This window comes from Curtobacterium sp. VKM Ac-1395 (genome assembly GCF_015350975.1).
In the GTDB taxonomy this organism is placed as follows: Bacteria; Actinomycetota; Actinomycetes; order Actinomycetales; family Microbacteriaceae; genus Curtobacterium.
In genome coordinates this window covers 604,416-628,495 of sequence record NZ_JADKRX010000003.1, presented here as the reverse complement: position 1 = coordinate 628,495, position 24,080 = coordinate 604,416, and the positions used below count along the sequence as shown (strand labels likewise).

Genomic DNA, 24,080 nt, shown 5'->3' with positions numbered 1-24,080 from the left:
GCAGGTTCCCGACGTCGGGAACCTGCGCCGAGCCTCCAGTCCGGTGCTGGGGCTGACTACGTGAGGATCGCGTCGTGCGGGAGCAGGGCGTGCACGCCCCAGGTGCGGTTCGCGACCTGGGTGACGCGCATGCTGACGGCGACGCTGGCCATGGCGAGTGCCTCGGCGCGGGTGATGTCGTGCGTGCCGGCGATCCAGTCGACCATCCGGTCGAGCGCGGTCGCCGTGGCGGCGTTCAGGTCGGCGTCGAAGCCGAACGTGATGCGGCCGGCCGGGGTGTCGGCGTGGATGCCCTCGACCGGTGCGGTGTCCAGGAGCGACAGTGTCATCGTCGTCGTCATGCCGCACTCGACCGCGGTGCCCGAGACCTCGCCGTCGCCCTGGGCCGCGTGGCCGTCGCCGACGAAGAGCAGCGCCTCGGGGACCGTGACGGGCAGGTACAGCGTCGCGCCGGCCACGAGCTCGCGGCAGTCGATGTTGCCGCCGCCGACCGGGCGCGGCGGGATGGTGGAGTGCTCGCCGGTGGGCTCCGGTGGCAGGCCGACGACCCCGAGGAACGGCGCGGTGCGGACCCCCAGCCCGAGTTGGTTGTGTGCGGTGCCCGCTGCGACGTCGACGTCCCAGAGGAGCGGGCCACGCGTGGACGGGTCCGCCAGTCCGAGTGCCCGGTTCAACTCGGTGTCGACGCCACCCGAGCCGGTGTAGCCCCAGTCATCGGGCACGAGGTCGTCGAAGTGGACCGCGAGGACCTGGCCGGGCCGGGCGCCCTCCACCGCGATCGGGCCGACCAGGCAGTGGCCCCGGCGCGGGTCGATCAGCGTCGGGACGTCGACGCCCGGTTCCTGCTGGCGTTCGGTGTAGCCGGCCGCGCTCAGCGTGTGGACCGTGACGGTGTCCCCGGCGGTGGTCGTCAGCACGGGGGAGCGCTCGGCGGTGAAGACGTCGACGGCGGTGGTGGGGGAGGCCTCGAGGCGGTGATGGGTCACGGGGCGATCATCCCAGGCGGGGGTGTGCTCGCTGCGAGACGGGGGTGTGTACGCGGGACGCCGGCGTCTTCGTGAGACACCGGCGTCGCACGGGTCAGTGGAACTGGGGGATCGTCATCCAGATGCCGTAGAGGACCGCGGCGACGCACACCGCGAAGCAGAGCCCGGCGCCGGCGAGGGCGATCGGCGGCGTCGTCCCGCTCCGAGGCGTCTCGTCGCGGTACTGCGTCCGCTCGCCGCCCGCATCGGCCGGTTGACCGACCCCGAGCAGTCGGAGGCCGAGTGTGTACACCAGGACGACCCCCACGGCCGACACGAACCCGACGCCTGCGACGGTGGCGATGGCGGAGAAGTCGATGGTCATCAGCGTGCCTCTCAGCTCTCGGCAGCCACGGGCTCGCGCTCCGTGGTGCCCTCGTTGACGTCGCTCGCCGAGATCGGCTTGCGACGGGCCAGGGTGTAGAAGGTCAGTCCGCCGGCGAGGGCCAGGACCGCGACGATCACGAGCCCGACCGTCGACGTCGAGGCCAGCCAGGTGGCCAGGCCACCGACCACCGCAGCCGACGGGAGCGTGATCACCCAGGCGATGACGATGCGCCCGACGACGCCCCAGTGCACGTCCGCGAGCTTCTTGCCGAGGCCGGAGCCGATGACGGAGCCGCTCGTGACGTGGGTGGTGGAGAGTGCGAAGCCGAGGTGCGAGGACACCAGGATCGTGGCGGCCGAGCTGGTCTCCGCCGCGAATCCCTGGGGGCTCTGCACGTCGGAGATCTTCTTGCCGACGGTCTGCATGATGCGCCAGCCGCCCATGTACGTGCCGAGCGCGATCGCCAGGCCGCAGGCCAGGATCACCCAGATCTCGGGGCCGGTGCCCGCCTGCTGGTAGTTCGCGGCGATGAGGGTCAGCGTGATGACGCCCATGGTCTTCTGCGCGTCGTTCGTGCCGTGCGCGAGCGACACCAGCGAGGCCGAGATCGTCTGCCCGTGCCGGAAGCCGGTCGCGGCGCCGTGGGTCGTCGCGTTCTTCGTGATCGTGTACGCCAGGTAGGTGGCGGCCAGCGCGATCAGCCCGGCGATGACCGGGGAGAGCAGCGCGGGCAGCACGACCTTCGAGACGACGGTGGCCCAGTCGACCGAGTTCAGGCCGGCACCGATGATCGAGGCGCCGATGAGCCCGCCGAACAGCGCGTGCGTGGAGGACGACGGCAGGCCGAAGTACCACGTGCCGAGGTTCCAGAGCACAGCGCCGACCAACCCGGCGAAGATCATCGTGGGGGAGATGTGGATGCCGTCCTGGCCCTCGCGGATGATGCCCTGCGAGACGGTCTTCGCCACCTCGGTGGACAGGAACGCGCCCACCAGGTTGAGGACGGCGGAGATGATGACAGCGGTGCGGGGCTTGAGGGCTCCCGTGGCGACCGAGGTGGCCATGGCGTTCGCGGTGTCGTGGAAGCCGTTCGTGAAGTCGAACACGAGAGCCACCACGATCACCAGTACGACGGTGACGAGGACGTCCATGGGCGAGACGCTAGGCCCGGTGCGCCGCGGCCGGGTGAACGGGCGGTGAACAGGTTCGAGCATCTGCGAAGATGCTCACGTGCCCAGGTTCTCAGCTGCTCGCGGCGACTCCTCGTTCGTCGACGCGCACGGCGTCGAGATCGTCTACTCCACCTGGCGTGCCGGCCGACCGAAGGGCATCGTCCAGCTCGCCCACGGCGTCGGCGAGCACTCCCTGCGGTACGAGCCGCTCGCGCAGGACCTCGTCCGATCGGGCTACACCGTCGTCGCGAACGACCACCGCGGACACGGCCGCACCGGCATCCTCCAGTGGGAGGACGACCGCTCGAAGCTCGGACGACTAGGACCGGGCGGGCTCCGCGCCGCGATCGCCGCGGTCGAGCAGATGAGCTCCGTCGCGCGCGCTGACAGCCCCGGCCTGCCGCTCGTGCTCCTCGGACACTCCTGGGGGTCGCTCATGGCGCAGCGGATCGTGAACACGTCGAGCGAGTCGTACGAGGGCGTCGTCCTCTCGGGCTCCGCGTACCGGATGCCGGGCTCGATGAACGGCGGCGACCTCAACAAGCGGCATGCGGCACTCGGGCCGACCCGGTTCGAGTGGCTGACCCGCGACCGGGCGGTCATCGACGCGATGGGGGTCGACCCGCTCGCGGTCGAGGCCGACGTCATCGGGCTGTTCGGCCTCGCGGACACCCTCCGCCTGCTCGGCGTCCCGCGGCGCGGCATCCCGCACGACCTGCCGATGCTCCTGCAGGTCGGGTCCGACGACCCGCTCGGCGGCCCGGGGTCGGTGCAGCGCCTGGCGCAGGCGTACCGACGGCGCGGACGGCTGTCGGACGTGACCGTCCAGGTGTACGAGGGCGCGCGGCACGAGGTCTACAACGAGACGAACCGGGACGAGGTCATCGGACACCTGGTCGAGTGGCTCGACCGGGTGGTGGATTGACGACGCCCGTCCGGCCTGTGGCGGCGACCGCAGGATTAGGCTGACGACGTGCATGGTGAGTACAAGGTCCCAGGTGGCAAGCTCGTCGTCGTCGACCTGGAGGTCGTCGACGACACCATCCAGGAGTTCCGCCTGGCGGGGGACTTCTTCCTCGAACCGGACGATGCGCTCCCGCTGATCGACGCGGCCGTGAACGGCCTGCCCGCGACGACCGACTCGGCCGGTGTCGCTGCCGCCGTCCGCGCGGCGCTGCCCGAGGACGCCGTGCTGCTCGGCTTCACCCCCGAGTCCGTCGGGGTCGCCGTCCGCCGCGCCCTGTCGCGCGCCTCGACCTGGAACGACTACGACTGGCAGGTCGTCCACGAGGGCCCGATCAGCCCGAACGAGCACCTGGCGCTCGATCAGGTCCTGACGGAAGAGGTGGGGGCCGGCCGCCGCGGTCCCACCCTGCGCATCTGGGAGTGGGACCAGCCCGCGGTCGTCATCGGCAGCTTCCAGTCCTTGAAGAACGAGGTCGACCCCGCCGGCGCCGAGAAGTACGGCGTGCAGGTCGTCCGGCGGATCTCCGGCGGCGGCGCGATGTTCATGGACGCCGGCGCGATCATCTCGTACTCGCTCTACGTGCCGACCGCCCTCGTGCAGGGCATGACGTTCGCCGACTCGTACGCGTTCCTGGACGAGTGGGTGATCGAGGCGCTGAAGGCCCTCGGCATCGACGCGTTCTACCAGCCGCTCAACGACATCACCTCCGCCAAGGGCAAGATCGGCGGGGCAGCACAGAAGCGCCTCGGGACCGGCGCCCTGCTGCACCACGCCACCATGAGCTACGACATGGACGGCGAGAAGATGGTCGAGGTCCTGCGCATCGGTCGCGAGAAGATGAGCGACAAGGGGACCACCTCCGCCGCCAAGCGCGTCGACCCGCTGCGGTCACAGACGGGCCTCTCACGGGCGGAGATCATCGACTCGCTCATCGCCACGTTCACGAAGCGGTACAGCGCTACGCCCGGCGCGGTCACCGAGGAGGAGCGGGCCAAGGCGCGGGAGCTCGTGGAGACGAAGTTCGCGACGGCGGAGTGGCTCGAGCGCGTTCCCTGAGCCACGGGCACGACGTCAGCCCGATCGGAGGATGGCGGATCGCGAACATCCTCCGCGCGGCTGATCCGGAGCGGCATTCGGTCACGTAGCGTCACTGCCGTGAACTGGATGATCCTCCTGGGGGCGATGGCCGCAGCGGTCCTCGTGACGTGGATCGCCGATCGCCTGGGGTGGATCGACCTGTCGAACAAGGCCACCAACAGCGGGGGATCCGGCGGCATCGCATCGATGATGGACGAGGTCTTCGCGCCGACCCGTCACGAGACGCAGGCCGAGTACGAACGGCAGTCGCGCCTCCCGAAGGAGGCCCCGACGCCTGCCGGAGACGACCACGACCTGCTCAGCGGCATCGTGCTGATCCGCGTGCCCGCGGTGCGCCCGGCCGGACGGCACCTCGGCAGCACCGGGACGCACGACCGCCCGTACTGAGCGAGGGAGCGCGGGCGGGTGAGCTCGCGCGCCGAGGGAGCAGACGACGTCGCGTCGCTGTTGCCGAGGCGACGGTTGCTGCTCCCGCGACGGGACGCGGCGCCCGTCAGCGTGTGGTGAGCTCCTGGTAGTCCGGGTGGCGTTCGATCCACGCCGCGACGTAGCTGCACTGCGGCACGACGCGGAGCGAGGAGCCCGAACGCACGTCGTCCAGCGCGTGCTGCACGAGGATGGACGCATGGCCGCCGCCGCGGTGCGCGGGCTCGACCTCGGTGTGCACGAAGCGGATCTCATCGGCGTCGGCCTCGTACGCGGCGAAGCCGATGACCTCGCCGTCCTCGACGAGGGAGTACTGCTGCTGGTCGGTGTCGTTGCGGACGTCAAGAGCCATGCGCGCGAGGCTACGCGGCGATCCCGGACGCCCGGTGGAGGCGGTCGAGACGGGCGAGGGCGGACGCGGAACGACGAAGCCGCTGTCGTCTGACAGCGGCTTCGTCGTTCTGGGTCGTGCTCCGGTGCGGCTACTCGGCCGAGTGACGGCCGTGGTGGTCGCTTTCGTCCGGACGGGAGGCCGTGCCCGGCTGGGCAGCATCGGTCCCGCTGACCGGGCGGTCGGCGTCCGACCCGGCGGCGTGCGCCGCGTGCTGGGTCCGGATGGCGCCCGTCGTGGTGGCGGGCTCGTCGACCGGCGCGGCGGCCGAGTGGGCGCCGTGCGTGGGCGCATCGGGCAGGGGTGCCCGGGCGTCGCTCGGTCGGGGCAGCACCGAGACGCCGCCGCCGTCGACGGAGCGGGCGGACCGCGGCTGCGCGGGGACGTCCGGCGAGGTCGGGACCACGTGCATCGACCCGGTGTCCGGCGACACGAGTGCCCCCGAGCCTGCGGCGGCCTGCTGGGCGTCGACCGTCAGGCGGTCGTCGTCGCCGTCACCGTTCCGGCCACCACCGGAAGCCGCGGCACGGGCGGTGTCCGCCTGTTCCTGCAGCGCCGAGGTCTTGCGCAGCGGCGGCACGCGGAAGAACCACGTCAGGACGAACGCGATGAGGACCACGCCGAGCCCGACGAGGTACACCGTCACCGTCGAGTTGCTGAAGCCGACCAGGAACGGACGGGTCAGGCGCTTGTCGGCACCGTTGAGGAACGAGGTGTCGCTCGTCGCGGAGCTCGAGGACGAGTTCGCGGCGGAGTCGCCGTTCTTCAGCTGCTTGATGAGGGTCGGGGTGACCTCGTCGACGACGTTCCCCCGCTGGGCGGCGTTCGCGTAGTCGATCTGCAGGGTGCCACCGTCGCCGACCTCGGCGTTCGCGCGGCTGGCTGCGGTCTGCAGTGCCTGGCGCTCGGCAGCAGGCGTCGCAGCGGCGACCTGCTCCGAGATGACGGACTGCGCTGCCGCAGCCGGGACGGTGCCCGCGGCGACCTGCTGCTGCACGGCGGCGGTGACCTGCTTCGTCACGGCGTCGTCGGCGGCCTGCTTGGCCTGGACGGCGCCCTTGTCGAGGCCGTCCTGCACGTTCTGCTTGACCGGGTCGACGATCTTGGTCCAGATGTTGTCCATCACGCCCTTGTTCTCACGGGCGTTCGCGACGGACGGGGTCAGGGCGGCGTTCAGCGCACTCGACAGGTCGGCCTTGTTCTGCATGGCCGTGGTGATGTTCGTCGGCATGAGCGTGAACAGCACCGAGAGCAGCACGGCCGTGCCCATCGTGCCGCCGATCTGGCGGAAGAACGTCGCGGAACTGGTCGCGACGCCGATGTCCCGCGGGCTGACCGACCCCTGCGCGGCGAGGGTCAGCGTCTGCATGAGCTGGCCGAGGCCGAGCCCGATGAGGAACATGCCCGTCATCAGGAACACGAGGGAGCTGTCCGCGGTGAGGAAGGTCAGCACGGTGAAGCCGACGGCCGTGAACGCGGTGCCGGTGACCGGGAAGATGCGGTACTTGCCCGTGCGGGAGACGATCTGGCCGGACGCGATCGAGGAGATCATCAGACCGATGACCATCGGGAGCATCGCGAAGCCGGACTCGGTCGGGGTCACGCCCTTCACGATCTGCAGGTACAGCGGGATGGTCAGCATCGCGCCGAACATGCCGAACCCGACGAGCACGGACAGGATCGCGGCCATCGAGAAGACGTGCGACCCGAAGAGCTTCAGCGGCAGGATCGCGTCGTCGCCCATCGCGCGCTCGACGATGATGAACCCGATCAGCCCCAGCGCACCGATCGCGTAGCAGGCGATGGCGCCGGGGGAGGCCCAGCCCCACTCGCGGCCCTGCTCGGCGATGAGGAGCAGCGGCACGAGGGTGGTGATGACGAGCGTGGCGCCCCACCAGTCGATGCGCGGCTTGCCACGGTCACCGAACTTCGGCAGGTGCAGGAACGTCAGGACCATGAACAGGGCGATGACGCCGACCGGCACGTTGATCAGGAAGACCCAGCGCCAGCCGGACACGAAGAGGATCTGGTTGGCGCCTGCGAACAGGCCGCCGACCAACGGGCCGATGACGCTGGAGATGCCGAACACGGCGAGGAAGTAGCCCTGGTACTTCGCACGCTCGCGGGGAGCGAGCATGTCGCCCATGATCGCGAGCGGGAGCGACATCAGGCCACCGGCTCCGAGGCCCTGCAGCGCGCGGAACCCGGCGAGCATGAGCATCGAGCTCGAGAACGACGCCAGGAAGGAGCCGAGGATGAAGATGCCGATCGCAGTGAGGAACAGCGGGCGTCGTCCGAAGATGTCGGAGAGCTTGCCGTAGATCGGGGTCGTGATCGTGGACGCGATCAGGTAGGCCGTCGTCACCCAGGCCTGCTGGTCGAGCCCGTGCAGGTCGTCGCCGATGGTGCGGATCGCCGTGCCGACGATCGTCTGGTCGAGCGCACCGAGGAACATGCCGGCCATGAGGCCGTAGATCACGAGCAGGATCTGTCGGTGGTTCATCACGACGTTGGACGCCGTGGTGGTTCCCGCGGGGGCGGTCGCCGTCTGGGTCATGTGCAGGGTCTCCCGGTACCGAGGCGCTGTGGTCAGAAAATTGCGCTGTCTGCAAAGTTACATCTGCCGCAACCAGTCAGTCGTCCAGGAGTGGCTTCCTGAGTGGATCGGCAGGGATCCACACGGGAGCGGCACAGCGATGTCCGTCGTCGCACGGCCCCCGATCGCCCGAGGCTACGCCCGCGGTGTCGCTACGGTGGTCGGGTGACGACGACGCACCTCGACGACGAGATCCTGTCCACGCTCCGCGCCGCCGCCGACCGCGTCCGCGCGTCGGTCGGCACCGACGTCGGGGACCGCGTGGAGCGGGCGCTCGCACGGACGCTGCGGGAGACCATCTCCCTCGACGACGACGGGGCCTTCGTGATCACCGGGGACATCCCCGCGATGTGGCTGCGTGACTCCACGACGCAGATGACGCCGTACCTGCGACTGGTCGGGGAGAGCCCGGCGCTCGCCGACCTGCTGTGGTCCGTCGTGCGGCGGCAGTTCCGGCTGGTCGACCACGACCCGTACGCCAACTCCTTCAACCGGGAGCCGAACGGGATGCACTGGGACGAGGACGACCTGAACGCCGACCCGCTCGTGTGGGAGCAGAAGTACGAGGTCGACAGCCTGGCCTACCCGGTGACCTTCGCGCACGCGCTGTGGCGCAGCACCGGCACGACCGACGTCCTCGACGAGCGCGCCCACCGGGTGTTCCGCACGATCGTGGCGCAGTGGCGGGCGGAGCAGGACCACGACGCATCCGCCTACCGGTTCGTCCGTGCGGGAGCGATCCCCACCGAGACCCTGGCCCGCGACGGCCGAGGCACCCCGGTCGGTCCGACCGGCATGACGTGGTGCGGCTTCCGACCGTCGGACGACGCCTGCACGTACGGCTACAACGTCCCGGCGAACCTGTTCGCTGCCCAGGCGCTCCTGGCCGTCGCCGAGCTGGCTCGGGCGGCCTGGTCCGACGGGGCACTCGCCGACGCGGCCGACGTGCTCCGGACGGAGATCACGGCAGGGGTCGCGCGCCACGGTGTCGTCCCGGGGCCGGACGGCAGGGACGTCTACGCGTACGAGGTCGACGGGCTCGGCGGGGTGCTGCTGATGGACGACGCGAACACGCCGTCGCTGCTGTCGTTGCCCCTGTCGGCGCCCTCGGTCATCGACGACACCGTGTGGGCGGCGACCAGGTCGTTCGTGCTCTCGGCGGCGAACCCGTTCTGGTTCTCGGGGTCCGTGGCCGCGGGCATCGGCAGCCCACACACGCTGCCGCATCGGGTGTGGCCGATCGCGCTCGCGGTGGAGGGGCTGGTGTCGGGGTCGGCATCGCGGCGCCGCGAGCTCCTCGACGTGCTCGTCGCGACGGACGCGGGCACCGGGGACATGCACGAGTCGTTCGACGTCGACGACCCGACACAGTTCTCGCGGCCGTGGTTCTCGTGGGCGGACGCGATGTTCTGCGAACTGGCGATGGTGGCGGCGGAGGACTGACCCTCCGCCGCCGACCGGGGACCGCTAGGCGCCGAGGGCGGCGTCCACGATCTCCTTGGCCTCGCGCTGGACCTGCTCGAGGTGCTCCTGCGACACGAAGCTCTCGGCGTAGATCTTGTAGACGTCCTCGGTGCCGGACGGGCGGGCGGCGAACCACGCCTTGTCCGTGACGACCTTGACGCCGCCGACGGCCGCGTCGTTGCCGGGGGCCTTCGACAGCTTCGCGGTGATCGGGTCGCCGGCCAGGGTCTCGGCGGTGATGGCGTCGCCGTCGAGCTTCGACAGGCGGGCCTTCTGCTCCTTCGAGGCCGCGGCGTCCACACGCTGGTAGACCGGGGCGCCGAAGCGCTCGGTGAGCTCGGTGTAGAGCTGCGACGGGGTCTTGCCGGTGACCGCGACGATCTCCGACGCCAGGAGCGCCAGGATGATGCCGTCCTTGTCGGTGGTCCACGCGGTGCCGTCGGTGCGGAGGAACGAGGCGCCGGCCGACTCCTCGCCGCCGAAGGCCACGGAGCCGTCGATCAGACCGGGCACGAACCACTTGAAGCCGACCGGGACCTCCCACAGACGGCGGCCCAGGGACTCGGCGACGCGGTCGATGATGCTCGAGGACACGAGGGTCTTGCCGATGGCGGCGTCGTCGCGCCACAGGGGACGGTGCGCGTAGAGGTACTCGATCGCCACGGCGAGGTAGTGGTTCGGGTTCATCAGGCCGCCGTCGGGCGTGACGATGCCGTGGCGGTCGGAGTCGGCGTCGTTGCCGGTGAGCACGTCGAACTCGTCCTTGTGCGCGAGCACGGAGGCCATCGCGGAGGGGCTCGACGGGTCCATCCGGATCTTGCCGTCCCAGTCGAGCGTCATGAAGGACCAGGTCGGGTCGACGTCCGGGTTCACGACGGTCAGGTCGAGGCCGTAGTGGTCGCGGATCGCGTTCCAGTACGGCAGCGAGGCCCCACCGAGCGGGTCGGCGCCGATCTTCACACCGGCGCGCTTGATGGCGTCGATGTCGATGATGTTCTCGAGGTCGGCGACGTAGGTGTGCAGGAAGTCGTAGCGGTCGGGCGTCGCGTGCTCGCTCCGCTGCACGTCGGCGTTGCCGCCCTCGATGATCGCGTTCGCGCGGTTCGCGATCCACGAGGTGGCATCGCTGTCCGCGGGGCCGCCGTGCGGGGGGTTGTACTTGAAGCCGCCGTCGCGGGGCGGGTTGTGGCTCGGCGTGATGACGATGCCGTCCGCCGTGTCGGTGTTGCCCGCGCGGTTGTAGCGGATGATCGCGTGGCTCAGCGCGGGGGTGGGCACGTAGCCGTTGTCGCTGTCGGCGAGCACGTGCACGTCGTTCGCGGCGAGGACCTCGAGCGCCGTGCGCTCGGCGGGCCCGGAGAGGGCGTGGGTGTCACGGCCGATGAAGAGCGGGCCGTCGGTGCCCTGGGAGCGCCGGTACTCCACGATCGCCTGCGTGATGGCGGCGATGTGGGTGTCGTTGAACGCGGTGTCGAGCGAGGAGCCACGATGCCCGGACGTGCCGAACACCACCTTCTGCTCGGGCACGGACACGTCCGGGACACGGTTGTAGTAAGCGGAGACGAGTTCGTCGAGGTCGACGAGGTCGTCTGCGGTCGCGGGGGTGCCGGCGCGGTCGTTCATGCGCCCATCCTGGCATCGTCCGCGTGGACACGCTCAGGGACGGGCCTCAGGCGGTGCGGAACGACCCGGTCGCGGTGCGGAACGAACCGGTGACGGTCCGGTTCGCGGCGGTGGCGGTGCCCGGGCGGACGGACTGCACGTCGACGAAGCGTCCGAGACGCCCGGTGACCGGGACGCCCGTGTAGGTGCCGACGGTGTCGGTCGAGCGCGAGCCCGTGAAGGTGCCGCGCTCGTCGCGCTGCTCGGTGCCGGACACGAAGGCGCCGCCGAACGGGGAGGTGTGCTGCGTCATGGGGACTCCTCGGGGTGGTGCGACGCGCGAGGAGTCACCGGTGCGACGACTCCGACGTCGTCGACTGGAACCACCACCGTAGCGCGTTGTCTTGCACTGTGCAAAACAACGCGCCGCGAGGGTGATCAGGCCACGAGCTCGCAGAAGCTCCGGCCGGCCGCGGTCCAGCTCGACCGGGCGACGAGCCCGACGTCGGCCGCGTGCCGGCGCACGGCGTCGAGGCCGACCTCGGCCCAGGGGAACTCGGCGCTGGCGTGGCCGTCGGTGTCGACGACGCGCGCCAGGTAGGTCCGGTCGGCGGTGCGGTCGGTGTGCGTCTCGACGACCACACGGCCGCCGACGCGGACGATGTCCCGACAGCGTGCGAGCAGGGCGACGGGGTCCCCGCCGATGCCGATGTTGCCGTCGAGGACGAGCGCGGTGTCCCAGCGCCCCTCGTCCGGCACGGTGTCGAAGACCGAGCCCTGGACGGCGCGGCCGCCGGAGCGGGTCGCGATCGCCACGGCCTCGGGGGACACGTCGACGCCGAGCGCCGGGATCCCGAGCGCCATCGCGGCGACGAGCATCCGCCCGGGGCCGCAGCCGATGTCGATCACGGGGCCGTCGACGTCCTCGAGCAGGGAGCGGTCGACCCGGTCCGCCGCGGCGTTCCAGCGGCCGACGTCCATGGTGACGTCGGCGTCCGGGCGGCCGAGGTCGGTGAGTCGCAGGCGGCCGTCGGTGCGGAGCGCGCGGGCGTAGGGCTCGTCGCCGCCGGTGCCGAAGGTGACCGCGGTCTGGGTGGTGTCGCTCATCGGAGGGCTCCAGTCGTGACGGAGGCGTCCACCGGTTCGGCGTGCAGGGCCGTGGCGAACGCGGACGTGGGGGCGAGGTCGGCGACGCGCTGGGCGTCCGGGACCGTGTCCACGTCGAGCAGGGTGGTGAGGGTGCCGACGTCGAGACCGGCGTCGGTGAGGCGTGCGAGCTGGACGGCACCGGTGTCGTCCTGGGACATCGGCACGCCACGGAGGAGTGCGCCGTCGGGCCGTCCGAGGGACAGGGACCAGAAGCCGCCGTCCTCCGCTGGGCCGAACCAGGCGTCGCGGTCAGGGGCGTCGAGGACCGGGGCGAGGTCGGCGGCGGAGAGCTGCGGGGTGTCCATGCCGACGAGGAGGGTCGGACCGGTCATCGTGTCGAAGAGGAGCCCGAGGCGATCGTCGAGCCCACCGCCGGGCTGGGGGAGCACGTCGAAGCCCGCGGCCGCGTCGGGCACCACGGCGCCGTCGAAGAACAGCACGCGCCGCTCGACGGGCAGGGCGCTGACGGTCCTGAGCGTGTCGTCGAGGCTGGCGGCGGCGACCCGGGCAGCGGCCTCGGGGGAGAGCGCCGGGGTCAGGCGGGTCTTGACCTTGCCGGGCAGGCATTCCTTCGCGATGACGACGACGGTCAGCGGGACCGGTGTCGTGCTGTCGGCGGTCACGAGCGGACCTCCGCTGCCGGCGTGCGGTCGGTGCTGGGGGCCGAGGAGCCGACCGTCTGCCGGAGACGAGCCGGCGTGACGGTGGTGGTCCGGGCCTCCCGGCGGTACTTCCGGAGCAGACGCGTCATGTCCTTCACCGCGTTGACGGTGCCGCGGAGGGTGCCGGTGACCTTGCTGTCGCCGACGCGCTGGGCGTAGCCGATGTCGGACTCGTCGACGAGCCAGCCCGCGGCGTGCGCGGCCAGGACCATCTCGAGCGGGTAGCCGCTGCGGCGGTCCTGCAGGTCGAGGGCGACGAGGTCCTCACGGCGCATGACGCGCATCGGGCCGAGGTCGCGGAGGCGGTAGCCGGTCGCGCGGCGCATGAGCACGGCGAGGACGCGGTTGGCGAAGCGGGCGTGTGGGGCCCAGGCGCCACGGGTGGTCGGGACGCGGCGGCCGAGTGCCAGGTCGACGCGGCCGGAGGCGACGCGGTCGACGAGCGGCGGGAGTTCGGCGGGGTCCATGGAGGCGTCGGCGTCGCAGAAGGCGACGAAGTCGGCGGTGGCGGCAGCGACCCCGGCGGCACAGGCCGAGCCGAAGCCGCGGCGGGACTCGGTGACGACCGTCGCGCCTAGCGCACGAGCGATGTCAGCGGAACCATCGGTCGACCCGTTGTCGACGACGATCGCACGATATCCCTCGGGCAGGCGGCCGATGACCGACGGCAAGGCGTCGGCCTCGTCGAGACAGGGGAGGATGACGTCGACCTTCATGCCCACCATTCGGTGCGAGGAGCTGTTTCGGTTGGTCGACGTTGCCATGCACACCAGGCAACCCGATCGTGGCTGCGAATGCCCGGTCCACCCCACCCCGTCTCCGGGGGACGCGCAAAGCGGCCGGGGTCGTGCGTGCCCCAGGTGGAGGCGCTCCTGAGGGTCGCGCCGAGTGGTCGCGACGCCCCGCTCAGGTTCGTCGAGCGGTCGCGACGCCCCGCTCAGGTTCGTCGAGCGGTCGCGAACCGTCGGTTGGGCGCCCGGCGAACGACGATTCGTGACCGGTCGGCCGTCGGCACACGGGGTGTCGGGACCACTCGGCAGCGCCGGACCGTGACCACTCGGCAGCGCCGGACCGTGACCGGTCAGCACCGACGATCGACGTCGACCGCCCGGTCAGCCCACCGCTGCCCGGAGCGGCGCGTCCGCGAACTCCCGCATCCCGCGCTCGAAGTCGACCTCTGCGCGCCATCCGAGTTCGTCCGCGATGCGCGCCGACGACGCCGTGACGTGCCGCACGTCGCCGAGCCGGTACTCCCCGGTCACGACGGGCTCGAACCCCGCGGTCCCGGCGATCGCCGCGGCCATGTCGCCGATCGTGTGCACCGTGCCCGACCCCACGTTGTACGCCCGGAAGGAGTCGGCAGGCATGGTCTCGGTCGCGCCGATGGAGGCCAGGTTCGCCCCGGCGACGTCGTCCACGTGCACGAAGTCGCGACGCTGGGCGCCGTCCTCGAAGACCCGGGGGGCCTCGCCGCGGGCGATCGCACTGCGGAACAGCGATGCGACCCCCGCGTAGGGCGTGTTCGCCGGCATGCCCGGTCCGTAGACGTTGTGGTAGCGGAGCGCGATCGCCCGGCCGCCGGTCGCCCGCGCCCACGAGGAGGCCAGGTGCTCCTGCGCGACCTTCGTCTGCGCGTAGACGTTCCGCGGGTCGAGCGCGGCGGACTCGTCGATCAGCCCGGGGACGAGCGGCTGCCCATCCGGACCGATCGGGTCGAAGCGCCCGGCGTCGAGGTCCTCGCGGCGGCGGGCTGGCGGTCGCATCGGTGAGCCGGTCGAGGTGGCGTAAGCACCCTCGCCGTAGACGACCATCGAGCTCGCGACGACCAGTCGGAGGATGTGGAGCCGGTCCATCCCTGCCAGGACGCACGCGGTGCCGGCGTCGTTGCTCGAGACGTAGTCGGGGGCGTCCTGGAAGTCGACGCCGAGCCCGACCTTCGCGGCCTGGTGGCAGACGACGTCGATGCCGTCGAGGGCGGCCTCGAGCGCCACCCGGTCGCGCACGTCGCCCTGGATGAACTCGACGCCGCGCGCCTGGTGGTCGGCCGCGACCGCAGCGACACCACCGTCGACGCCCCCGTGCACGTCGGTGCGGAGGGAGTCGAGCACGCGCACCTCGTGGCCGTCGGCGAGGGCACGACGGACGATCGCGGAACCGATGAAGCCCGCACCGCCCGTGACCAGCAGGCGGCTCACGCGCTGACCGCCATGATGCTCGCGCTGGCCGCCGCGGGGACGAGCTCGCGCGGTGCGTAGTCGTCGGGGACCGCGGCGACGATCGATCCGATGGCGCGGACGATGACCTCGTTCGCGTGGGCGAGCCGCTCCATCACCATCGCGTGCGAGACCGGGGCCTCCGACGCTGCTGCGGCCTCGTCCTCCGTCGGCGCCAACCCGGCGTCGGCGTCGGTGACGAACGACAGGTTCACGGTCCCGATGCCGAGCTCCGCCGCGAGCGGCACCTCGGGCGTCATCGTCATGTTGATCGTGTGGCCGCCGGCCTCGCGCAGCCAGACCGACTCCGCGCGGGTGGAGAAGCGGGGGCCCTGGATGACGACGCACGTGCCGGTCGGGCGGAACGGGACGTCGAGGCCCGCGACCGCGTCGACCGCTGCCCGGCGGAGCACCGGGTCGAAGGGGTCGGCGAAGGAGAGGTGCTGCACGGCGTCCTCGAAGAACGTGTCCGATCGGCCCCAGGTGCGGTCGATGAGCTGGTCGGTCACGACGAACGTGCCGGGTGCGTAGTCGGGGTGCAGGCCGCCGACGGCGCTCGACGACACGATCGCTCGGACGCCGAGGGAGCGGAGCGCCCACAGGTTCGCGCGGTGGTTGATGCGGTGCGGCGCGACGGAGTGCTCCCGCCCGTGCCGCGTCAGGAAGGCGACGCGCTTCCCCGCCATCGTGCCGACCGTGATGGGGGACGAGGTCGCCCCGAACGGCGTCGGGACGTCGATCTCGTCTGCGGTGCCCGGTGCGAAGAGCTCGTAGAGGCCGGAGCCTCCGATCACACCGATGTTCGCGGTCACGTCGTTCTCCACAGGTCCTCCGGATCGTCAGGGGTGCGCCGAGCGCGCTGGTTACGCTACTGACAGGCAGCCCGCGTGGGCTGCATCGAGTCCTTCGGAGGCAGCCGTGCGAACGATCGGTCAGCACCAGCGCGAGCTGGAAGCCCTCGTCGCACCCGCGCTGCACACGCTGGCAGACGTGGTCGGGGACGACAGCCTGGAGGCCGTGCTCGTGGACGACCTCGCTGCCGACACCGGCGCGGGACACGGGTACCGCGTGGTCGGACGGGCCGTCGGCTCACCGATGCCGCTCCCACCGTTCGACAACAGCCAGATGGACGGCTTCGCGGTCCGCGCCGCCGACGCCGGCTCGACGCTGCGCGTCGTGGAGCCGATCCCGGCCGGCGTCGTCCCGGTGCCGCTCGATCCCGGCACCGCGGCCCCGATCATGACCGGTGCGCGCATCCCCGACGGCGCGGACGCCGTGTTCCCGGTCGAGGCCACCGAGCCCGGCGCGTTCCCCGCGGCGCTGAGCCTGACCACCGTGGACGTGCCCGCTGATCTGGCTCCGGGGACCTTCCTGCGCACCACCGGGTCCGACCTGGCACTCGGGGCACCGGTCGTCGCGGTAGGGGCGGCGTTGACACCGGCCGTGCTCGGGGCGCTCGCCGCTGCTGGCGTCGCGCGGGTCGAGCTGGTCCGACGGCCACGGGTGCTCGTCGTGTCGACCGGCTCCGAGTTGTCCGGACTCTCAGATGCTGGTGGCGCCGGTGACGCTGCTGACACCGGTGCCGCCATCAACGACGCCAACGGCATCGCACTGCGGGCGGCGCTCGCCGAGGTCGGGGTCGAGTCCCGGATCGCGCGCGTGCCCGACGACGAACCGCGCTTCCTCGCCGCACTCGACGCCGCCGTGGGGGACTGGGCGGACCTCGTGCTCACGACCGGCGGGATCAGTGCCGGGGCGTACGAGGTCGTCCGCCAGGCGCTCGAGCCCCGCGGTCTCGCCGTGACCCCGGTGGCGATGCAACCGGGTGGTCCGCAGGCCTCCGGCACCGTGTCGATCGCCGGGCGGCCCGTGCCGGTCGTCTCCTTCCCGGGCAACCCGGTGTCGGCGCTGGTCTCGTTCGAGGTCTTCCTCCGCCCGCTGCTCGCCCGCGCCGCCCGGATGCCCGAGTCGCGGACGTCACAGGTGCTGCCGGCGGCGGAAGCCGCCGTGTCGCCGGAGGGCAAGCACCAGGTCCGGCGCGGCCGCGTCCAGGACGGCGCCGTGCACTTCGTCGGCGGTCCGTCCTCGCACCTCCTCGCCCACTACGCCGACGCCACCCACCTGGTGCACGTGCCCGTCGGCACCGCGGCCGTGGAACCCGGCGACCACCTGACCGTCTGGAGCCTCCGATGACCGACGACACCACCGCCTCCAGGGCGGCGTCCGACGACCTGTCCCACGTCCGTGCGGACGGCAGCGCCCACATGGTCGACGTCTCCGCGAAGGACGTCACCGACCGCTCGGCCACGGCCACGGCGACGCTCGTCACCCGTCCGGACGTCGTCGAGCGCATCCTCGACGGCTCGTTGCCCAAGGGCGAGGTCATCGGCACCGCCCGGATCGCGGCGATCATGGCGGTGAAGAAGACCTCGGACCTCATCCCGCTGTGCCATCCGCTTCCCATCGCCGGCGTCCAGGTCGACATCACCGGCGCCGGTGACCGCGTGGTCGTCGAGGTCTCCGTCCGCACCACGTCGCGCACCGGCGTCGAGATGGAGGCCCTGACGGGCGCGAGCGTCGGCGCCCTCACGGTGTACGACATGGTCAAGGCGGTCGACCGCACCGCCACGATCACGGACGTCCGCGTGCTCGAGAAGCACGGCGGCCGGTCCGGGGACTGGAGCGCACGATGAACCTGCTCAGCAGAGGCCGAGCCGCGGTCGTCGTCGTGTCCACCCAGGCAGCGGCCGACCCCGCCCTCGACCGCACGGGCCCCGTCATCGCGGCCTGGCTCCGCGACCACGACTTCGCGGTCCCCGAGCCGGTCATCGTCGCCGACGGCGGTCCGGTCGCCGAGACCGTCACGAGCGAGCTCCTCGCGGAGGCCCGCGTGGTCATCACCACCGGCGGCACCGGCGTCACGCCCACCGACCGCACGCCCGAGGCCGTGGCACCGCTGCTCGACCTGCAGCTCCCCGGGATCGTCGAGGAGATCCGGCGCCGGGGCCTCGCCGGCGCTGGGCCCACCGCACTGCTGAGTCGCGGGGTCGCCGGCATCGCGGGCGGCGCGTTCGTCATCACGCTGCCCGGGTCCCGCGGTGGGATGTCCGACGGGCTCGACGTCCTCGACGGACTCCTCGACCACCTCCTCGCCCAGCTGCACGGCGAGGGTCACGCCCCCCGGAGCGCGTCGTGACCGCGGGCGATGGTGCTGCCGACCGCGTGGTCGTCGCCGACGTCGTCGACCGGGTGATCTCCGTGGACGAGGTCGCCGCGGTCGTCGCCACGGACCAGGACGGCGCCGTCGTGACCTTCGCTGGCGTGGTGCGTGACCACGACGGCGGCAAGGGCGTCACCGCACTCAACTACGAACAGCACCCGAGCGCCGGCAGCGTCATCGCCGAGGTCGCCCGGACGATCGCCGCCGACCACCCCGGGGTGCGCGTCGCGGTCCTGCACCGCGTGGGGGCGCTCGTCGTCGGGGACATCGCACTCGCCGCGGCCGTGTCGTCATCACACCGGGCGGACGCCTTCACCGCCTGCGCCGCGCTCATCGACGTGGTGAAGGAGCGCACCCCGATCTGGAAGCACCAGCGGTTCGCCGACGGTTCCGACGAGTGGGTCGCGTCCCTGTGACCGTCGATCACGGAGCGACCGCCGAACACGGGGTCCCCGGCGCACAGACGAACACCGACGCCGTGGAAGCCGCGACCGCGCGCTGGGCTGCGGCGGCGGGCCTCGCGGACCAGGTCCTGGCGCTCCCGCTCGGCCGGGATCGACTCCGAGCAGCGAGCGCCGTGGTCCTGGCCACGACGGCCGTGCTCGGGCTGGTCGGGGTGACGCTCGCCCTGCCGGTTCCCGCTGCCACTCGGATGCTGATGGCCGTCGTCTTCCTGCTCCTCGCCGTGGTGGTCGGCGCCGTTCGGCTGGCCCGTGTCCTGGCCCTTCGACGGAGCCACCGTGCTGCCCCCGTCGATGCCGACGTCGTCGTGGCGCCGCTCACACCACGTGAGCGGCAGGCCGTCCACCGAGCCGTCAACGGCCGCGCCGAAGCGCCTGACGACCGCGTGACGGTGGTCGACGCGGTCGCGATCCTGCGAGCCGAGGGACGAGACGTCCGGTTCCAGGCTGGGGTCACCATGGCGTTCGCGAGCAGCACGGTCGGCATGGTCGGCATGGGCGGCCTGTGGCCGGTCTGGGCCGGGGTGACGGTCCTGTGATTCGTGCTGCTGCTGGTGGCATGGCGGGATCTCCGGCTCGCCGAGCGCTACCTCCGCCGCCGGGGCCTGCGTTCCTGAGAACTCCGCAGGGCTCGCCGCGGGGAACCGCACCCCGCGAAGGGGAGCGTGGCGTCGTTCACCGCTGATCCATAGGATTCGACGTCATGAGCGTGCTGTTGTCCGGGGTCACCATCGTGCTGTTGGTGTTCGCACTGATCGACATCCTCACGAAGACGGACGACCAGATCCGCGGGCTGCCGAAGATCGCGTGGGTCATCCTCGTCGTGCTGGTGCCCGTCGTCGGCAGCGTCGTGTGGTTCGCGATCGGACACGACTGGGCTCCCGGTCCCCGCAACCACGGCCGGTACATCGAGCCGAACCGCCACGAGGACCGACACCCCACCCTCGGGCACGCACGAGCAGCGCACGGCGACCGCCGCGTGACGACGACCGAGCAGGAGCTCGCCGAACTCGACCGCGAGATCGAGTTCTGGGAGGCCAAGGCCCGGCTCAAGCGCGCGAAGGAAGCTGCGGGCGAGGGCGACACCGCCTCGTCGCTCTGACCTGCCCATGACCACCGAGACCACCTACGCCACCGACATCGTCAGCGACGAGCAGTGGGACGCGATCGACCGCCGCCTCGACGGCAACCTCACCGAGGACGGTGAGCCCCGACGGCCAGATCGTGGTCGAGTCCGTCTCTTGCTCTGGGCTACCGTCGCCCTCGTGATCCTGGGCCTCGCCGCCGGATGGGTGACCGCGACGGTCTTGCCGGGCGACGTCGATCGGTCCGCGACCACCTCGGTGTCGACCGTTCGAGGGGTCATCGGCATCGCTGCATTCGTCGTCGCGGTGGTGGTCTGGGCGGTCGGCGTCGTCGTGCTCATCCGGCGCGGTGGCACCCGTTGGTCGTGGCGGGAGCCGACCCAGGAGCTGCCTCGAGCGCAACGACGGGCGATCAACGACGTGGTCCGTGGCCGCGCGCAGGAGGACCCGGCCCGCAGGTCGAGCCTCCGTCGTCTCGCCGTGACGCGCATCAGCCAGACCGGATGGACGCTCTTTCTCATCAGCGGACTGCTGCCCTTCTCGATCGGGCAGGTGGCCGTGGGCTGGGGGGAGTGGACCGGGGCCGTCCATCTCGGCCTCGCGGTCCTCTGGGTGGTCGGAGTGGCCTCAGCCGTCCGTCAGCGTCGCCGTCTGCGCGCCTTCCTCGCAGCGCACCCGCGAGACGGAGGCGAGCCGGCGTCGGGGAGCTGAGCCGAGCCTCCCGGCTGGCGGGCAGGACCACGTGTGGGCCGCACGGTGCGCGCACAGTCGCCCGGTGCGAGCTTGGTCGCCCCGTGCGGGGGCACGACCTCGCACGGTGTGGGCAACCTCGCACCAGCCGCAGCCCGCACAAGCCGGAGTCCGCGCAGACCGACCCCGCCCTCGCGCCGACCCCGCCCCTGCACCACCTACCCTTGACGGGTGGCACATCTCCTCGGCGCCGAGAACCTGCATCTCGAGTTCCCCACCCGTACCGTCTTCGACAGCGTCACCATCGGCATCGACGAGGGTGACCGCATCGGCGTGGTCGGCCGGAACGGCGACGGCAAGTCGACGCTCCTGAGCCTGCTGTCGAAGCGCCTCGACCCGGACACCGGCCGTGTGACGCACCGCCGTGGGGTGACCGTGGGCTCGCTCGACCAGCGCGACGAGCTGCCTTCGGGCGAGACCGTCGGCAGCGTGGTCGTCGGCGACCGCGCGGAGCACGAGTGGGCGGGCGACCCGAAGATCCGCGACGTGATCGGCGGACTCGTGTCGGACATCCCGTGGGACGTCACGGTCGACGACCTGTCGGGTGGACAGCGTCGGCGGGTGGCGCTCGCCCGGCTGCTGGTCGGCGACTGGGACGTGCTGTTCCTCGACGAACCGACCAACCACCTGGACGTCGAGGGCATCCAGTGGCTGGCGGAGCACATCAACCGGCGCTGGCCGGCGAACCAGGGCGGCCTCGTCGTCGTGACGCACGACCGGTGGTTCCTCGACGCGGTGTCGACCGACACGTGGGAGGTCCACGACGGCATCGTCGAGCCCTTCGAGGGTGGCTACGCGGCCTACATCCTGCAGCGCGTCGAGCGTGACCGGCAGGCGGCCACGAGCGAGCAGCGTCGGCAGAACCTGGCGCGCAAGGAGCTCGCATGGCTGCGCCGCGGTGCGCCGGCCCGCACGAGCAAGCCGAAGTTCCGCATCGACGCGGCGAACGCCCTGATCGACGACATCCCGCCGATCCGCGACGGCGTCGCGCTGGCGAAGACCGCGACGGCGCGACTCGGCAAGGACGTCGTGGACCTGCTCGACGTCGGCCTGACCTTCCCGGGCGCCGACGAGCCGACCATCCGCAGCATCGAGTGGCGCATCGCCCCGGGTGAGCGGACCGGGATCCTGGGGCCGAACGGTGCGGGCAAGTCGACGCTGCTCGCGCTCATCGCGGGGCGCCTCCAGCCGACCGCGGGCCGGGTGAAGACCGGCAAGACCGTCCAGGTGGCGGTGCTCGACCAGCAGCTCGCGGACCTGGCGCAGTTCGCGAACGACCGCGTCCGCGAGGTCGTCGCCCGCAAGAAGACCAGCTACGTCGCCGACGGCAAGGAGATGACCCCGTCGCAGCTCCTGGAGCGCCTGGGCTTCACGGCCGAGCAGCTCTCCACCCCGGTGAAGGACCTGTCCGGTGGGCAGAAGCGCCGCCTGCAGCTCATGCTCATCCTGCTCGACGAGCCGAACCTGCTCATCCTCGACGAGCCGACGAACGACCTCGACACGGACATGCTCGCCGCGATGGAGGACCTCCTCGACACCTGGCCCGGCACCCTGCTCGTCGTCTCGCACGACCGGTACCTGCTCGAGCGGGTCACCGACCAGCAGTACGCCGTCCTCGGCGGTCACCTCCGGCACCTGCCGGGCGGCGTCGACGAGTACATGCGGCTGCGCGCGGCCGGCACCGGTGGTGGGACCGCGTCTGCGGCTGCCGCCGCCACGGCCGGGAGGCCCGACACGGCCGGGTCGGGGTCCGGCGCCGCCGCCTCGGGGTCGGGTGCAGGGCACGGGGCCGGGTCCGCTGCTGCTGCGTCCGGGTTGTCGGGGTCGGAGCGACGGACGGTGGAGAAGGAGATGTCGGCGCTCGACCGCAGGATCGCCCGGTTGGGGGTTGACCGGCAGACCATGCTCGACCTGTTCGCGGCGCACGACCAGTCGGACTACGCCGGGCTGGGGGAGCTGCAGGCGAAGCTCGGCGCGCTCGAGGCCGAGATCGAGCAGCTCGAGGAACGCTGGCTCGAGATCGCGGAGCAGCTCGGGGTGTAGCGGGTCCTGCTCGTGCGTCGTCGTGCGTCTTCGGGCGGTCGTGCGCGTGCTCAGTGGAGAGCCGGGGCATCGCCGCCGCAGCGCCACAGGGAGGCGGCCAGCCGGTCGATCTCCTGACGTGCCTCGGCGTCACCGGTGCCCTCGGCGAAGACCGTGAAGACGATGCGGTCACCCCCGACCTCGTCCGTGACCCCGGTCAGCCCGAACATGTCGTCGAGGGTGCCGGTCTTGCCGCGGACGTGCCCCCGGGCGTCACTCGCGGGGCCGGTGAAGCGCCCGTGTTCCGCGAGCGTGCCGGTCTTCCCCGCGACCGCCAGGCCGGCGTCGACCGGCGCGAGGCCGTCCCGGTGCTGCACCACGACCCGCATCAGCTGCGTGAGGAACGACGCCGGCACGCGGTTGTCCCCGCTGAGCCCGGAGCCGTCGACCAGGCGCAGACCGCTCGTCGGGACGCCGGCGTGCCGGAGCGCAGAGGTCGTGCCGGCCTGGATCGCGTCGAACGAGCGACCGGTGCCCTCGGCGACGGCGACGTGCCGGGCGAGGACCTCGGCGAGCGTGTCGTCCGAGTGGGTGAGCAACGTCCCGACGAGCTCCGACACCGTCGCCGACCGGACGGACCCGAGCGTCGTCGCCGCCTTCGGCACCGCGACGGAAGCGGTCTCGACCCGCACGTCGGGGCCGAGCAGCGCCGCGAAGGACGTCGCCGCCCGTGCGACCGCGGTGTCGCTCCGGAGTGAGTAGGCCTCGGTCGGGTCGTCCCGGTCGCCGTCGACCATGAGCGCGGTGATGTTCGAGACGCTGCCGCTCGTGCGGGCGCTCTCCGTCCAGCTCGGGTGCCACGCGGGTCCGTCGAACAGGGCCGTGTCGACCTGCACGAGCCGGATCGGGCCGGGGTGCGCCGCGCGGACCTGCCGTGCCAGGTCGTCGAGGTGCGGGGCGCCCGGGTAGACGCCGTCCTGACCGGAGGGCAGTCGGCTGAGTGTCGGGTCCCCGCCACCGACCAGGACGACGGCGTCGGGGGATGCCCCGCTGACCACCCGGGTGGTGAAGCGGTGGTCCGCGCCGAGGGCCGTCAACGCTGCCGAGGCCGTGACGAGCTTCATCGTGCTGCCGGTCTGCGTCGGCTCGTCCCCGCGCACGGCGAGCACCGTCGCCCCGGTGCGGACCGATCGGGCGTCGAGATGCAGCTGACCGGAGGACCATCGGCCGGCGAGGTCATCCGCGGTGCAGCGCTGTTCAGCGGCAGACGCTCGACCCGGGGCCGTGCTGATCGCGGTCACCGCCACGGTCAGGCCGCCGAGGACGAGGACGAGCACCGCGACGAGGGCGACGACGTACGGGTAGCGGCGGAGGAAGGAGCGGGGGCTGGTCACTCGTCCATCGTCCGGTCGGGCGGACTCCCTGGGCATCGCCCGGTCGGCTGAAAGG

Annotated in this window: 25 protein-coding genes; 12 read left to right on the top strand and 13 right to left on the bottom strand. The window is 71.9% G+C overall.

Going from position 1 to position 24,080, the window contains the following annotated elements:
* Window positions 1–56: 56 nt before the first annotated feature.
* The 3 genes from ITJ68_RS11615 to ITJ68_RS11605 all read right to left on the bottom strand — a co-directional run bounded on the left by ITJ68_RS11615 (window position 57) and on the right by ITJ68_RS11605 (window position 2,504).
* Entirely contained in the window at window positions 57–986 is a 930-nt protein-coding gene (locus tag ITJ68_RS11615; RefSeq protein ID WP_194661391.1) for an acetamidase/formamidase family protein, read from the bottom strand.
* Between the two features lie 94 nt (window positions 987–1,080).
* On the bottom strand, window positions 1,081–1,350 hold the full coding sequence (locus ITJ68_RS11610) for a hypothetical protein (RefSeq protein ID WP_194661390.1): 270 nt from the start codon (window positions 1,348–1,350) through the stop codon (window positions 1,081–1,083).
* Window positions 1,351–1,361: 11 nt separating this feature from the next.
* Window positions 1,362–2,504 carry an inorganic phosphate transporter gene (locus ITJ68_RS11605; RefSeq protein WP_194661389.1) on the bottom strand — a complete coding sequence of 381 codons (1,143 nt, stop codon included), beginning with the start codon at window positions 2,502–2,504 and terminating at the stop codon, window positions 1,362–1,364.
* Window positions 2,505–2,583: 79 nt separating this feature from the next.
* On the opposite strand from ITJ68_RS11605, the gene ITJ68_RS11600 reads away from it, so the two are divergent.
* From ITJ68_RS11600 to ITJ68_RS11590, 3 genes are all read left to right on the top strand, one after another.
* Complete coding sequence (locus ITJ68_RS11600; protein ID WP_194661388.1) at window positions 2,584–3,450, top strand: alpha/beta hydrolase; 867 nt, start codon at window positions 2,584–2,586, stop codon at window positions 3,448–3,450.
* A gap of 48 nt (window positions 3,451–3,498) precedes the next feature.
* A complete protein-coding gene (locus tag ITJ68_RS11595) occupies window positions 3,499–4,548 on the top strand; it encodes a lipoate--protein ligase family protein (protein ID WP_194661387.1) in 1,050 nt (349 codons plus the stop codon).
* 99 nt (window positions 4,549–4,647) lie between these two features.
* Complete coding sequence (locus ITJ68_RS11590) at window positions 4,648–4,977, top strand: hypothetical protein (protein WP_194661386.1); 330 nt, start codon at window positions 4,648–4,650, stop codon at window positions 4,975–4,977.
* Between the two features lie 106 nt (window positions 4,978–5,083).
* On the opposite strand, the gene ITJ68_RS11585 is transcribed toward ITJ68_RS11590, so the two are convergent.
* Together ITJ68_RS11585 and ITJ68_RS11580 are read right to left on the bottom strand one after the other, a co-directional pair.
* On the bottom strand, window positions 5,084–5,368 hold the full coding sequence (locus ITJ68_RS11585; protein ID WP_071274653.1) for a GNAT family N-acetyltransferase: 285 nt from the start codon (window positions 5,366–5,368) through the stop codon (window positions 5,084–5,086).
* Between the two features lie 130 nt (window positions 5,369–5,498).
* The gene (locus ITJ68_RS11580; protein ID WP_194661385.1) at window positions 5,499–7,964 is read right to left on the bottom strand and encodes a DHA2 family efflux MFS transporter permease subunit; all 2,466 of its coding nucleotides are present in this window, start codon (window positions 7,962–7,964) and stop codon (window positions 5,499–5,501) included.
* A 204-nt stretch (window positions 7,965–8,168) separates the two neighbouring features.
* Between ITJ68_RS11580 and ITJ68_RS11575 the strand changes: the two genes are divergently transcribed.
* Window positions 8,169–9,446 (top strand): glycoside hydrolase family 125 protein, encoded by a 1,278-nt coding sequence (locus ITJ68_RS11575; protein WP_194661384.1) that lies wholly within the window; start codon window positions 8,169–8,171, stop codon window positions 9,444–9,446.
* Between the two features lie 24 nt (window positions 9,447–9,470).
* Here the strand turns inward: ITJ68_RS11575 and pgm are convergent, their stop codons facing one another.
* The 7 genes from pgm to ITJ68_RS11540 all read right to left on the bottom strand — a co-directional run bounded on the left by pgm (window position 9,471) and on the right by ITJ68_RS11540 (window position 15,905).
* Window positions 9,471–11,090 carry a phosphoglucomutase (alpha-D-glucose-1,6-bisphosphate-dependent) gene (pgm, locus tag ITJ68_RS11570; RefSeq protein ID WP_194661383.1) on the bottom strand — a complete coding sequence of 540 codons (1,620 nt, stop codon included), beginning with the start codon at window positions 11,088–11,090 and terminating at the stop codon, window positions 9,471–9,473.
* A 46-nt stretch (window positions 11,091–11,136) separates the two neighbouring features.
* Window positions 11,137–11,382 (bottom strand): hypothetical protein, encoded by a 246-nt coding sequence (locus tag ITJ68_RS11565; protein WP_194661382.1) that lies wholly within the window; start codon window positions 11,380–11,382, stop codon window positions 11,137–11,139.
* A gap of 125 nt (window positions 11,383–11,507) precedes the next feature.
* Window positions 11,508–12,176, bottom strand: a complete 669-nt coding sequence (locus ITJ68_RS11560; protein WP_194661381.1) for a class I SAM-dependent methyltransferase — start codon at window positions 12,174–12,176, stop codon at window positions 11,508–11,510.
* Window positions 12,173–12,841 carry a TIGR04282 family arsenosugar biosynthesis glycosyltransferase gene (locus ITJ68_RS11555; RefSeq protein ID WP_194661380.1) on the bottom strand — a complete coding sequence of 223 codons (669 nt, stop codon included), beginning with the start codon at window positions 12,839–12,841 and terminating at the stop codon, window positions 12,173–12,175. The genes ITJ68_RS11560 and ITJ68_RS11555 overlap by 4 nt, the downstream gene beginning before the upstream one ends.
* Complete coding sequence (locus ITJ68_RS11550; RefSeq protein ID WP_323743294.1) at window positions 12,838–13,596, bottom strand: glycosyltransferase family 2 protein; 759 nt, start codon at window positions 13,594–13,596, stop codon at window positions 12,838–12,840. The genes ITJ68_RS11555 and ITJ68_RS11550 overlap by 4 nt, the downstream gene beginning before the upstream one ends.
* A 396-nt stretch (window positions 13,597–13,992) precedes the next feature.
* Window positions 13,993–15,075, bottom strand: coding sequence for an NAD-dependent epimerase/dehydratase family protein (locus ITJ68_RS11545; RefSeq protein WP_194661379.1), 1,083 nt, complete (start codon window positions 15,073–15,075; stop codon window positions 13,993–13,995).
* Entirely contained in the window at window positions 15,072–15,905 is an 834-nt protein-coding gene (locus tag ITJ68_RS11540) for an MTAP family purine nucleoside phosphorylase (RefSeq protein WP_323743293.1), read from the bottom strand. Before ITJ68_RS11540 ends, ITJ68_RS11545 begins: the two co-directional genes overlap by 4 nt.
* A gap of 106 nt (window positions 15,906–16,011) precedes the next feature.
* On the opposite strand from ITJ68_RS11540, the gene ITJ68_RS11535 reads away from it, so the two are divergent.
* The 8 genes from ITJ68_RS11535 to ITJ68_RS11500 all read left to right on the top strand — a co-directional run bounded on the left by ITJ68_RS11535 (window position 16,012) and on the right by ITJ68_RS11500 (window position 22,652).
* Window positions 16,012–17,286 carry a molybdopterin molybdotransferase MoeA gene (locus ITJ68_RS11535; RefSeq protein WP_323743292.1) on the top strand — a complete coding sequence of 425 codons (1,275 nt, stop codon included), beginning with the start codon at window positions 16,012–16,014 and terminating at the stop codon, window positions 17,284–17,286.
* Window positions 17,283–17,786, top strand: a complete 504-nt coding sequence (moaC, locus tag ITJ68_RS11530; RefSeq protein WP_194661376.1) for a cyclic pyranopterin monophosphate synthase MoaC — start codon at window positions 17,283–17,285, stop codon at window positions 17,784–17,786. The genes ITJ68_RS11535 and moaC overlap by 4 nt, the downstream gene beginning before the upstream one ends.
* Window positions 17,783–18,289, top strand: coding sequence for a MogA/MoaB family molybdenum cofactor biosynthesis protein (locus ITJ68_RS11525; RefSeq protein ID WP_194661375.1), 507 nt, complete (start codon window positions 17,783–17,785; stop codon window positions 18,287–18,289). Before moaC ends, ITJ68_RS11525 begins: the two co-directional genes overlap by 4 nt.
* Window positions 18,286–18,729: a molybdenum cofactor biosynthesis protein MoaE gene (locus tag ITJ68_RS11520; RefSeq protein ID WP_194661374.1), complete on the top strand. Its 444-nt coding sequence runs from the start codon at window positions 18,286–18,288 to the stop codon at window positions 18,727–18,729. The genes ITJ68_RS11525 and ITJ68_RS11520 overlap by 4 nt, the downstream gene beginning before the upstream one ends.
* Window positions 18,726–19,313: a hypothetical protein gene (locus ITJ68_RS11515; protein ID WP_194661373.1), complete on the top strand. Its 588-nt coding sequence runs from the start codon at window positions 18,726–18,728 to the stop codon at window positions 19,311–19,313. The genes ITJ68_RS11520 and ITJ68_RS11515 overlap by 4 nt, the downstream gene beginning before the upstream one ends.
* A 164-nt stretch (window positions 19,314–19,477) precedes the next feature.
* Window positions 19,478–19,876 (top strand): PLDc N-terminal domain-containing protein, encoded by a 399-nt coding sequence (locus ITJ68_RS11510; protein ID WP_194661372.1) that lies wholly within the window; start codon window positions 19,478–19,480, stop codon window positions 19,874–19,876.
* Window positions 19,877–19,883: 7 nt separating this feature from the next.
* Window positions 19,884–20,570, top strand: a complete 687-nt coding sequence (locus ITJ68_RS11505; protein ID WP_194661371.1) for a hypothetical protein — start codon at window positions 19,884–19,886, stop codon at window positions 20,568–20,570.
* A gap of 210 nt (window positions 20,571–20,780) precedes the next feature.
* Window positions 20,781–22,652, top strand: a complete 1,872-nt coding sequence (locus ITJ68_RS11500) for an ABC-F family ATP-binding cassette domain-containing protein (RefSeq protein ID WP_194661370.1) — start codon at window positions 20,781–20,783, stop codon at window positions 22,650–22,652.
* Window positions 22,653–22,702: 50 nt separating this feature from the next.
* Here the strand turns inward: ITJ68_RS11500 and ITJ68_RS11495 are convergent, their stop codons facing one another.
* The gene (locus tag ITJ68_RS11495; RefSeq protein WP_323743291.1) at window positions 22,703–24,025 is read right to left on the bottom strand and encodes a D-alanyl-D-alanine carboxypeptidase/D-alanyl-D-alanine-endopeptidase; all 1,323 of its coding nucleotides are present in this window, start codon (window positions 24,023–24,025) and stop codon (window positions 22,703–22,705) included.
* Window positions 24,026–24,080 lie beyond the last annotated feature (55 nt).

What these genes read in the sequence shown, in the direction of transcription:
- ITJ68_RS11610 (WP_194661390.1), bottom strand. Translation starts at nt 1,350, where the DNA reads ATGACCATCGACTTCTCCGCCATCGCCACCGTCGCAGGCGTCGGGTTC.
- ITJ68_RS11525 (WP_194661375.1), top strand. Translation starts at nt 17,783, where the DNA reads ATGAACCTGCTCAGCAGAGGCCGAGCCGCGGTCGTCGTCGTGTCCACC.
- ITJ68_RS11560 (WP_194661381.1), bottom strand. Translation starts at nt 12,176, where the DNA reads ATGAGCGACACCACCCAGACCGCGGTCACCTTCGGCACCGGCGGCGAC.
- ITJ68_RS11550 (WP_323743294.1), bottom strand. Translation starts at nt 13,596, where the DNA reads ATGAAGGTCGACGTCATCCTCCCCTGTCTCGACGAGGCCGACGCCTTG.
- ITJ68_RS11505 (WP_194661371.1), top strand. Translation starts at nt 19,884, where the DNA reads ATGACCACCGAGACCACCTACGCCACCGACATCGTCAGCGACGAGCAG.
- ITJ68_RS11605 (WP_194661389.1), bottom strand. Translation starts at nt 2,504, where the DNA reads ATGGACGTCCTCGTCACCGTCGTACTGGTGATCGTGGTGGCTCTCGTG.
- ITJ68_RS11565 (WP_194661382.1), bottom strand. Translation starts at nt 11,382, where the DNA reads ATGACGCAGCACACCTCCCCGTTCGGCGGCGCCTTCGTGTCCGGCACC.
- pgm (WP_194661383.1), bottom strand. Translation starts at nt 11,090, where the DNA reads ATGAACGACCGCGCCGGCACCCCCGCGACCGCAGACGACCTCGTCGAC.
- moaC (WP_194661376.1), top strand. Translation starts at nt 17,283, where the DNA reads ATGACCGACGACACCACCGCCTCCAGGGCGGCGTCCGACGACCTGTCC.
- ITJ68_RS11580 (WP_194661385.1), bottom strand. Translation starts at nt 7,964, where the DNA reads ATGACCCAGACGGCGACCGCCCCCGCGGGAACCACCACGGCGTCCAAC.
- ITJ68_RS11585 (WP_071274653.1), bottom strand. Translation starts at nt 5,368, where the DNA reads ATGGCTCTTGACGTCCGCAACGACACCGACCAGCAGCAGTACTCCCTC.
- ITJ68_RS11510 (WP_194661372.1), top strand. Translation starts at nt 19,478, where the DNA reads ATGAGCGTGCTGTTGTCCGGGGTCACCATCGTGCTGTTGGTGTTCGCA.